The following is an 8,098-nucleotide window of genomic DNA, read 5'->3' as shown; positions in this document are numbered from 1 at the left end:
ACGGCGCTCGCAACGCCGGCGCTCGCCAAGAAGGATTCCTGGTACGTCGAGGTCGATGCTGGCGCGATGATCGTCGAAAAGGCCGATCTGGCGATCGCCGGTGCCGCTAACGTCGCCACTCTCAAGACCGATACTGGCTATGACGTCGGCGGTATCGTCGGTTACGACTTCGGCGGCTTCCGCCTAGAAACCGAAGTCGGGTATCGCCGTGCCCGCGCCGACCGCCTCGCCAACAGCCTTGGCAACAGCTTTGATCGCGCATCCGGTACGCTGAACGGCCGTTCGCAGGCGCTCAGCTACATGGTCAACGGCCTGCTCGATTTCGGCGCAGATGACGGCCTTCAGGGCTTTGTCGGCGGCGGTGTGGGTGTGGCGAACGTCAAGTACGTGATCAGCACCGCCGGCGGTGGCGGCGCGAACGATTCGGACACCAACTTCGCGTGGCAGGCCATCGCGGGCGTGCGCACCCCGATCTCCAAGCACTGGGATGTGGGCCTGAAGTATCGCTACTTCAATGTGAACGGCATCAGGATCATCGGCAATGATGCGCTGAGCGGCCAGGAACTCAGCGGCCGCTGGCGTTCGCACTCGCTGCTGGGCACGCTGGCCTACAACTTCGGTGGAGCAGAGCCTGCTCCGATGCCGGAGCCGCCTGCTCCCCCGCCGCCTCCGCCGCCTCCGCCGCCCCCGCCGCCCCCGCCGCCCCCCCCGGCTCCGGTCTGCAACAAGGGTCCGTACATCGTGTTCTTCGACTGGGATAAGTCGAAAATCACGCCTGAAGCGGCGACCATTCTCGACAACGCGGTTACGGCCTATGGCAACTGCGCCAGCGTTCCGATCATGCTGGCCGGCTACACCGACCGTTCGGGTACGCCCAAGTACAACCTTGGCCTGTCGCAGCGTCGCAATGATGCGGTTCGTGGCTACCTGACCGCCCACGGCATCCCCGATGGGTCGATCACCAGCCAGGCCTTCGGTGAAGCCAACCCGCGCGTTCCGACCGCGGACGGCGTGCGCGAACTTCAGAACCGCCGCGTGGAAATCACGTACGGTCCGGGTTCGGGCATGTAAGCTTCGGCAATCAGCCGATTTGAATTGGGGGCCGGAGCAATCCGGCCCCCTTTTTCGTTTGGTCGCGATGGTCCGGCATCAGCGCCCGCAAGGAGCTGCGCATCCACGCGATCCGCTTACGTGATTGCAGGCCTGCGGCTTTTCGGCTGCCCTGCCAGTTGGATCCTAGAGCGCTTAACGACCAATCTGGCTCACCGTGATTGCGTCAGGAAGCTTCTCGGCAAGGAGCGCCGCGCAGTGCGGGCAGGCAGCCCGTGCCAGCGGCGCGACGCTGCCTCAGTCTTTTTGGCCGAGGGGCTTCCTGACCCAACCCCGAAGGAGCGGGCCGCTTTTGGCCCATCGCGACATTGATCGTCGGTCACTATGGGCTAGCATAGCTCGGTCCTCTCGCCTCGCGCCCGATCTGGTTCTTTGGGCCAAAATCGGCTCCGTCACGGTGAGCCAAATTGGTCGGAAAGTGCTCTATCGCTCGCGGCTGATGAGATCGCGCCTGCAGACTTCGAGTGCCAGCAATGCGAAGGGTACAACGACGAGGATGCCGGCGAGCCCGATCCGCAGATTGGCGCCGAACGCGCCGGAAATCTTGCCCGCCGCATAAGGCCCGAGCGCAAGACCAAGCATCGTGGCGAACAGGAAGAAGGCTGCGGTAGCAGTGGCACGACTTGTTGCAGGAACGATGTTCACGATGGTTCCAGCCGCGCCGCCGAGGGCACAGCTTGCCAGGAACCACATCGGGAAAACACAGAAATAGACGACCGTGAGTGACTGGGTCGCCAGCATGATGCAGTTCGGCACCAGCGACGTGAGCAGCGCGAGCATCACCACGAGAATGCGCCGGGAGTGGTAGCAATCACCGGCGAGACGGTCGCCCAGAGCCCCACCAGCGATAACGCCCAATGCGCCGCCAATCGCCGCGGACCCGCCAACAACGAGCGCGACCGCGCCCGCTGATGCACCAAACTCGCGGATCACCAGCGAAGGTCCGAACGCCGAGTTGGCATATGTGATCACGCACATCAGCCCATAACCGAGGTTGAGGCCGACCACCGATTTCGACGCCCAGATCACACGGAAGGCTTCGGGATCATCGTGGCGCAAGGCAACTGCCCAGGAAGCGATAGCGTAGGTTCCGATGCCAAGCGCGATCCATTGCGCGGGATCGCCAATCAGCAAGGACAAGACTGTCCCGAGCACGGCAAGGCCAGCCGCTATAGAAAGATTGCCGACAAGAGCTGCAGGGCCGCGCCGGGCAGCCGCCAGAAGCGTGAATGGCGGCACGATGGTGGCAAGATCACGCACGAAGGCGGCAAGCGTCGCGGGTTGAGGCGCCGGTTGAGGCGCGCCATCGACCGGTGGTGCCTCGAACCGGCCGCGAATTGGCTCCCGCAGGCTGCGTACCCACAGCGCAAGAGCGAGCCCGGGAAGCCCGACAGCGAGAAACGCTGCCTGCCATCCCGCGAGACCGAACGGTCGCTCACCCAGCGGAAAGGCGTGGTTCCAGCCCCCCGCGATCGCTGTGCCGATGTAGAGCGAGAAGCCACCGCCGAGGTAGATCCCTGAGGAGAAGATTGCGACTGCGGTCGCCCGGCGGTTCGCGGGAAAATAGTCCGCCAGCAGCGAATAGGAACAAGGGCCGGCCGTCGCCTCGCCCACGCCGACGCCGATGCGCGCGGCACCGAGCTGCAGGAAGCTGCGCGAAAGCCCGGAGAGCGCCGTCATTGCAGACCAGACGGCAAGACCGGTGGCGAGCACCCGCGTGCGCATGGCGCGGTCTGCTAGCTTGCCGAGCGGAATGCCGAAGAGCGCGTAGAAGACGCCGAACGCGGTGCCGTAAAGAAAGCCGAACTGGGCATCCGAAATGCCAAGATCGTGTTTGATGTCGACCGCGAGGATCGTCAGCAACTGCCGATCCACAAAGTTGATGATGTAGACTATGACGAGGACAAACAGCGCGTACCAACTATAGCGGTCGACGCCGAACCATTGCTTCGGCTTATCCGTCATCTCCATACTTGGTGCCATCCTCTATCCCGGCTGCATCGAATCCCGCGCGCCGCAGACGGCAGCTGTCGCACACGCCGCAGGCCCGACCATCGGGCAGTGGATCGTAACACGACCAACTGGTACCAGGATCGAGCCCAAGACGGGCCGCTTCTTGCGCGATTTCGCTTTTTTTGAGGTGTTGGAGCGGTGCATGGACCCGCACGGTACCGCCCTGATCACCCAACTTGGTGGCGACGCGGGCAAGATTCTCAAATCCGCCGATGAATTCCGGGCGGCAATCGGGATAGCCCGAGTAGTCGAGCGCGTTGACGCCGATAAAGAGGTGGGATGAGCCCGCTGCTTCAGCCCATGCCAAGGCGAGCGAAAGAAAGACGAGATTGCGGGCCGGAACATAGGTGACCGGGATGGCGTCTCCGACCCCGTCCTTCGGCACGGCAATATCCGCCGTCAGCGCCGATCCGCCGAACTGGCGCAGATCGAGCGGCAGGACGACATGGCGCTCCACGCCCAGCGCGGAGGCGATGCCACGCGCGGCCTCTATCTCGACGCGGTGGCGCTGGTTGTAGTCGATCGTCAGCGCGAGCACACGAAATCCCTGCTCTCGGGCGAGGGCGGCGCAGACCATGGAATCCAGCCCACCGGAGAGCAGGACAACGGCGAGCGGGCGTTCCGCGGTAACGGCTTCAGCGACCATGGTGCAGAGCTAAAGGCATGAACTGCCTGTGGCAATCCTCACCGCGCAATCAGGATGTGCATGTACCGATCCGCCGGACTTCTGCGCGGAAGTTGAACGGCAAGCCATGCGCGATTCCCTGCGTTTCCAGCTGCACGAGCTGCGCGCTTTCGTAGCGGACGGAAGTCTGCCCATAGCCGTTGCCCGGGCAGGTGTAATGGACCGTTACGGTGTCGGCCGTGTCCTGAACGGTGAAACTCCGGCAGACTTCGCGCATATGCCGGATCTGGATCAGACGGCGACCGCTTTCGATGCAGAGCCTGCTGCGGCCCCCGGCAAGATCACGATCCCGTACTTCCCACTGGCCCGGCTGGAGCTGGTCGAGCATGGCAAGCGAAGGGCGCTGCGCCGTAAGCGCAGGTGCCAGGAACAGCAGCGCCATGACCATGCCGCCGCCCAACAGCCGAACCAGCCGGCGGGCAAAGGCATCGGATAGGGTGCGCAGCAGTCGGTCCATCTGGCGAGCGCGTCCACAAACCATCCCGGCACCATGCCGGAACACTTGTCACAGTATACGCAGAATCGACATGCGTTAAAGTGTTGTTCTTCAGCGACGAACCGAATCGGCTCTATCAGTCGAGATCGATCTCGAAGACCTTGGAACAAAAGGCACAGTCCACGAGAATCAAGCCATCCTCATTTCGCATCTCGGCGCGCTCGTCTGGTCCGAAGCGCGAGAGCACCGACCGGTAGTATTCGTTGGTGCAGCGACAGCCCTTGGCCACCGGCATGCCCTGCTCCACACGCACTTCACACTCTTCGTGGAAAAGCCGCCAGAGGACCGTTTCCAGATCCAGACCGGCATCGACCAGTTCAGCCGGCGAAACGGCCCCACCCATGATCCGCATGTGATCCCATTCGGGATGGTCGAGCTGCACATGGAGCCGCTCGCGCCCCTCCTCACCCTCCGGCAGGTGCTGGATCAGCAGACCGCCGGCGACACAGCCACTGGCATCGCTGCGCACCCCAAGGCGGATTAATGTGGGTATCTGCTCCGACTGGACGAAGTAGCTCTCGCAGGCAGCGGCCAGTGTCTCTCCTTCCAGCGGCACGATGCCCTGATAGCGCTGGTTGGTCGCCGGCAGATCGAACGTGATCGCAAGATAGCCATCGCCAAACAGGGCATGGAGCGTGGGACTTGGCCCCAGTTCATCGAGCCGCGCACGGTCGAAGCGAACATAGCCGCGCACTTCACCACCGCGGTAGTCGCAGACCAGCAGGTCGATCACCCCATCCTGCGTCTGCGCCTGCATGGTCAACTGGCTCTGCTCATCCTTGAGCAGCGAACCGAGCAGCGTTGCCAGCACCAGCGCTTCGGCCAGCAAGTGGCGGATCGGGGCAGGATAGGCGTGAGCTGCAATGACTTCATTGAGCACCGGGCCAAGCCGCACAATGCGCCCGCGCGCATTGCGATCGGGAACCGTGAAGGTCAGGACCTTGTCGAAGCCGGTGGTCCCAGCGGGTGCAGCATCGCCTGACACAGTCAGATTTGCCCGAATGCCCAGCGCAAAATCGATTTCTGCGCGTGAATGCGGTTTTCCGCTTCGTCCCACACGAGCGATTGCGGGCCATCGATCACTTCGTCCGTCACTTCCTCCCCGCGATGGGCGGGCAGGCAGTGCAGCAAGACGGCATCGGGCTTCGCATGCGCCATGAGGCTCGCGTTGACCTGATACGGGGTCATGGCCGCCAGCTTGGCTTCGGCGTGGGCCTGCCCCATCGAGATCCAGGTATCCGTGACGACGACGTCCGCACCCCGCGCGGCATCGGCCGCATTGCGATAGGTATCGATGCGCGCACCGCCTGCCCGGGCTGCCGCGATGAAGGCCGGATCGCTGTCATACCCCTCGGGCACGCCGATGCGGATGTTGAACTTCATCAGCCCTGCCGCCTCGACGAACGAGTTGAGCACATTGTTGCCGTCGCCCAGCCACGCCACTTCGAGCCCCGGGAGCGCCTTGCCGTGCTCCAGCAAAGTCTGCAGATCGGCGACAATCTGGCAGGGATGCGAGAGATCGGTCAGGCCGTTGATCACCGGTATACTGGCATAGTGCGCGAGTTCCTCGAGCTTCGCATGATCGTCGGTCCGCAGCATGATGGCATCGGCCATGCGGCTCAGCACCCGGGCGGTATCGGCGATCGTTTCGCCGCGCCCGAGCTGGGTCGTGCCGGCATCAAGCACGATGCTGCTACCACCGAGCTGGCGAATACCGATGTCGAACGAAACGCGTGTCCGCGTCGAGTTCTTCTCGAACACCATCGCGAGGACCCGGCCGGCGAGCGGCGCATCCGCATCAGGCAGGCCCTTGGCGAGCCCGCGGCGCGCCGCCTTCCGATCCATGGCATCGCCGAGGATGGCTGCGAGTGCATCGCCGCCGGCATCGCTCAGGCTGAGGAAGTGCCGGGTCATGCCGGCACAGCTTCGACCGCATAACTGGCAGTTGCGGCGGAAAGCTTCTCCATGAATTCATCGATGTGGCTATCGTCGATGACGAGCGGCGGCAGGACGCGGAAGGTCATGTCACCCGCGGCAACCGTCAGCAGCTGGTGGTTGTCACGCATGTGCGCGACGAACGCGCGCGGCTCGATCTTCATCTTCACGCCGAGCATCAGGCCCCGTCCGCGCACCAGTTCGAACATGTCCGGATAGTTGCCGATGAACTGCTCGAGCCGGCCGCGCAGGCGTTCGCCCTTTGCCTTGACCTCGGCGAGGAAGGCGGGTCCGGCCACCACATCCAGCACGGCTTCGGCCGCCGCCATCGCCAGCGGATTGCCGCCGTAGGTGCTGCCGTGGGTGCCGATCACCATGCCGCGTGCGGCCCTCTCTGTCGCAAGGCAGGCGCCGAGCGGGAAGCCGCCGCCGATGCCCTTGGCGCTGGCCATGATGTCCGGCGTCACGCCGTATTGCTCATAGGCATAGAGATCGCCGGTGCGCGCGACGCCGCACTGCACTTCGTCGAAGATCAGCATGAGATCATGCTCGTCTGCCAGCGCGCGGAGGCCCTGCAGGAACTCCGGCGAGGCATCGCGGATGCCGCCTTCGCCCTGGATCGGCTCGACAAGGAAGCCCGCAGTGTGCGGCCCGATGGCCGCCTTTGCGCCTTCGAGATCGTCGAAATCGACGTAGCGGAAGCCTTCGAGCAGCGGCATGAAGCCCTTGTGCATCTTCTCCTGGTTGGAGGCGCTGATCGTGGCCATCGTGCGGCCATGGAAGGCGTTCTTGAAGGTGATCAGTTCATAGCGCTCGGTGTTGCCGGCATGCTGGTGATAGGCGCGGGCGGTCTTGATCGCGCATTCGACGGCCTCGGCGCCCGAGTTGGTAAAGAACACCGTGTCGGCAAAGGTCAGGTCGACCAGCCGCTGCGCGAGGTGCTCGCCCTGCGGGCTGCCATAGAGGTTGGAAACGTGCATCAGCGTAGCGGCCTGCCGCTGGATCGCGCCGATCAGATGCTCGTTGCTGTGGCCGAGCAGATTGACCGCGATGCCGCTGGCGAAGTCGAGATAGCGCGTGCCGTCTTCGCTGATCAGATGGCAATGCTCTCCGCGCACCGGACGCACGCCGCACCGGGGATAGACGGGCATCAACGGGGTGATCGACATGGGCTGGGTTCCTTCCTGCTTCGGCTCCCGCTGCGCCGGGAGTGTTGTCGTAAACGACAAATGGCGACCCCGAAGGGCCGCCATCTGAAAATGTCGGTGGCACAGGCCTTCGAGCCCGAAGGCCGAAGGACCACGCGCCGATCTCAGTCTTGTCGGGGCACCAGGTTGACCGCCGAGTACTTGCCCCGACGATCGACCTCGAGGTCGAACTCAAGCTTGTCGCCCTCGTTCAGCTCGCGCATGCCCGAGCGCTCGACCGCGCTGATGTGCACGAACGCATCAGGCTGGCCATCATCACGGGTGATGAAGCCAAAGCCCTTCATGGCGTTGAAGAACTTGACCGTGCCGGTCGCCTTTTCGCCCGTCAGCTGGCGCTGCGGTGCCGCGGGCTTGGCCGCAACCGCGATCACGTCACCCACGACCTGCAGATCGGCGGCCGAGATCTTGCCGCCGCGATCAACGAGGTTGAACTCAAGCTGCTGACCTTCGGCCAGACCTTCGAGGCCCGCACGCTCGACCGCGCTGATGTGGACGAACACGTCTTCGCCGCCATCTTCGCGCTGGATGAAGCCGAAGCCCTTCTGGGAATTGAAGAACTTCACGACGCCCTTGCCGGTACCGACAACCTGGGCCGGCATGCCGCCGCCGCGGGGGCCGCCGAAGCCGCCACCACCGCCGCCGCCGCCGCGC

At 64.1% G+C, this 8,098-nt stretch carries 8 protein-coding genes; 1 reads left to right on the top strand and 7 read right to left on the bottom strand.

From position 1 onward, the window contains the following. Positions 1-1,071: OmpA family protein (locus tag K5Q19_RS07975; protein ID WP_292943159.1), on the top strand; the 1,071-nt coding region annotated here is incomplete at its 5' end. 462 nt (positions 1,072-1,533) lie between these two features. On the opposite strand, the gene K5Q19_RS07970 is transcribed toward K5Q19_RS07975, so the two are convergent. From K5Q19_RS07970 to K5Q19_RS07940, 7 genes are all read right to left on the bottom strand, one after another. Next, positions 1,534-3,081, bottom strand: coding sequence for an MFS transporter (locus K5Q19_RS07970; RefSeq protein WP_292943156.1), 1,548 nt, complete (start codon positions 3,079-3,081; stop codon positions 1,534-1,536). Further along, the gene (gene queC / locus K5Q19_RS07965) at positions 3,065-3,769 is read right to left on the bottom strand and encodes a 7-cyano-7-deazaguanine synthase QueC (RefSeq protein ID WP_292943153.1); all 705 of its coding nucleotides are present in this window, start codon (positions 3,767-3,769) and stop codon (positions 3,065-3,067) included. Before queC ends, K5Q19_RS07970 begins: the two co-directional genes overlap by 17 nt. Before the next feature lie 49 nt (positions 3,770-3,818). After that, positions 3,819-4,265 carry a hypothetical protein gene (locus tag K5Q19_RS07960; RefSeq protein ID WP_292943150.1) on the bottom strand — a complete coding sequence of 149 codons (447 nt, stop codon included), beginning with the start codon at positions 4,263-4,265 and terminating at the stop codon, positions 3,819-3,821. Positions 4,266-4,380: 115 nt separating this feature from the next. Further along, on the bottom strand, positions 4,381-5,289 hold the full coding sequence (locus K5Q19_RS07955) for an Hsp33 family molecular chaperone HslO (RefSeq protein ID WP_292943147.1): 909 nt from the start codon (positions 5,287-5,289) through the stop codon (positions 4,381-4,383). A gap of 2 nt (positions 5,290-5,291) precedes the next feature. Then, positions 5,292-6,218 (bottom strand): ornithine carbamoyltransferase, encoded by a 927-nt coding sequence (gene argF, locus K5Q19_RS07950; RefSeq protein ID WP_292943144.1) that lies wholly within the window; start codon positions 6,216-6,218, stop codon positions 5,292-5,294. Next, positions 6,215-7,408 carry an aspartate aminotransferase family protein gene (locus K5Q19_RS07945; protein WP_292943141.1) on the bottom strand — a complete coding sequence of 398 codons (1,194 nt, stop codon included), beginning with the start codon at positions 7,406-7,408 and terminating at the stop codon, positions 6,215-6,217. The genes argF and K5Q19_RS07945 overlap by 4 nt, the downstream gene beginning before the upstream one ends. A gap of 143 nt (positions 7,409-7,551) precedes the next feature. Next, positions 7,552-8,098 (bottom strand): cold-shock protein (locus K5Q19_RS07940; protein WP_292943138.1); only part of this gene is annotated, 547 nt, incomplete at its 5' end.

The organism is Novosphingobium sp., assembly GCF_019748365.1.
GTDB lineage: Bacteria > Pseudomonadota > Alphaproteobacteria > Sphingomonadales > Sphingomonadaceae > Novosphingobium.
The sequence above is the reverse complement of the archived record's forward strand: the minus strand, read 5'-3'. Positions and strand labels throughout refer to the sequence as shown.

What these genes read in the sequence shown, in the direction of transcription:
- K5Q19_RS07970 (WP_292943156.1), bottom strand. Translation starts at nt 3,081, where the DNA reads ATGGAGATGACGGATAAGCCGAAGCAATGGTTCGGCGTCGACCGCTAT.
- queC (WP_292943153.1), bottom strand. Translation starts at nt 3,769, where the DNA reads ATGGTCGCTGAAGCCGTTACCGCGGAACGCCCGCTCGCCGTTGTCCTG.
- K5Q19_RS07960 (WP_292943150.1), bottom strand. Translation starts at nt 4,265, where the DNA reads ATGGACCGACTGCTGCGCACCCTATCCGATGCCTTTGCCCGCCGGCTG.
- argF (WP_292943144.1), bottom strand. Translation starts at nt 6,218, where the DNA reads ATGACCCGGCACTTCCTCAGCCTGAGCGATGCCGGCGGCGATGCACTC.
- K5Q19_RS07945 (WP_292943141.1), bottom strand. Translation starts at nt 7,408, where the DNA reads ATGTCGATCACCCCGTTGATGCCCGTCTATCCCCGGTGCGGCGTGCGT.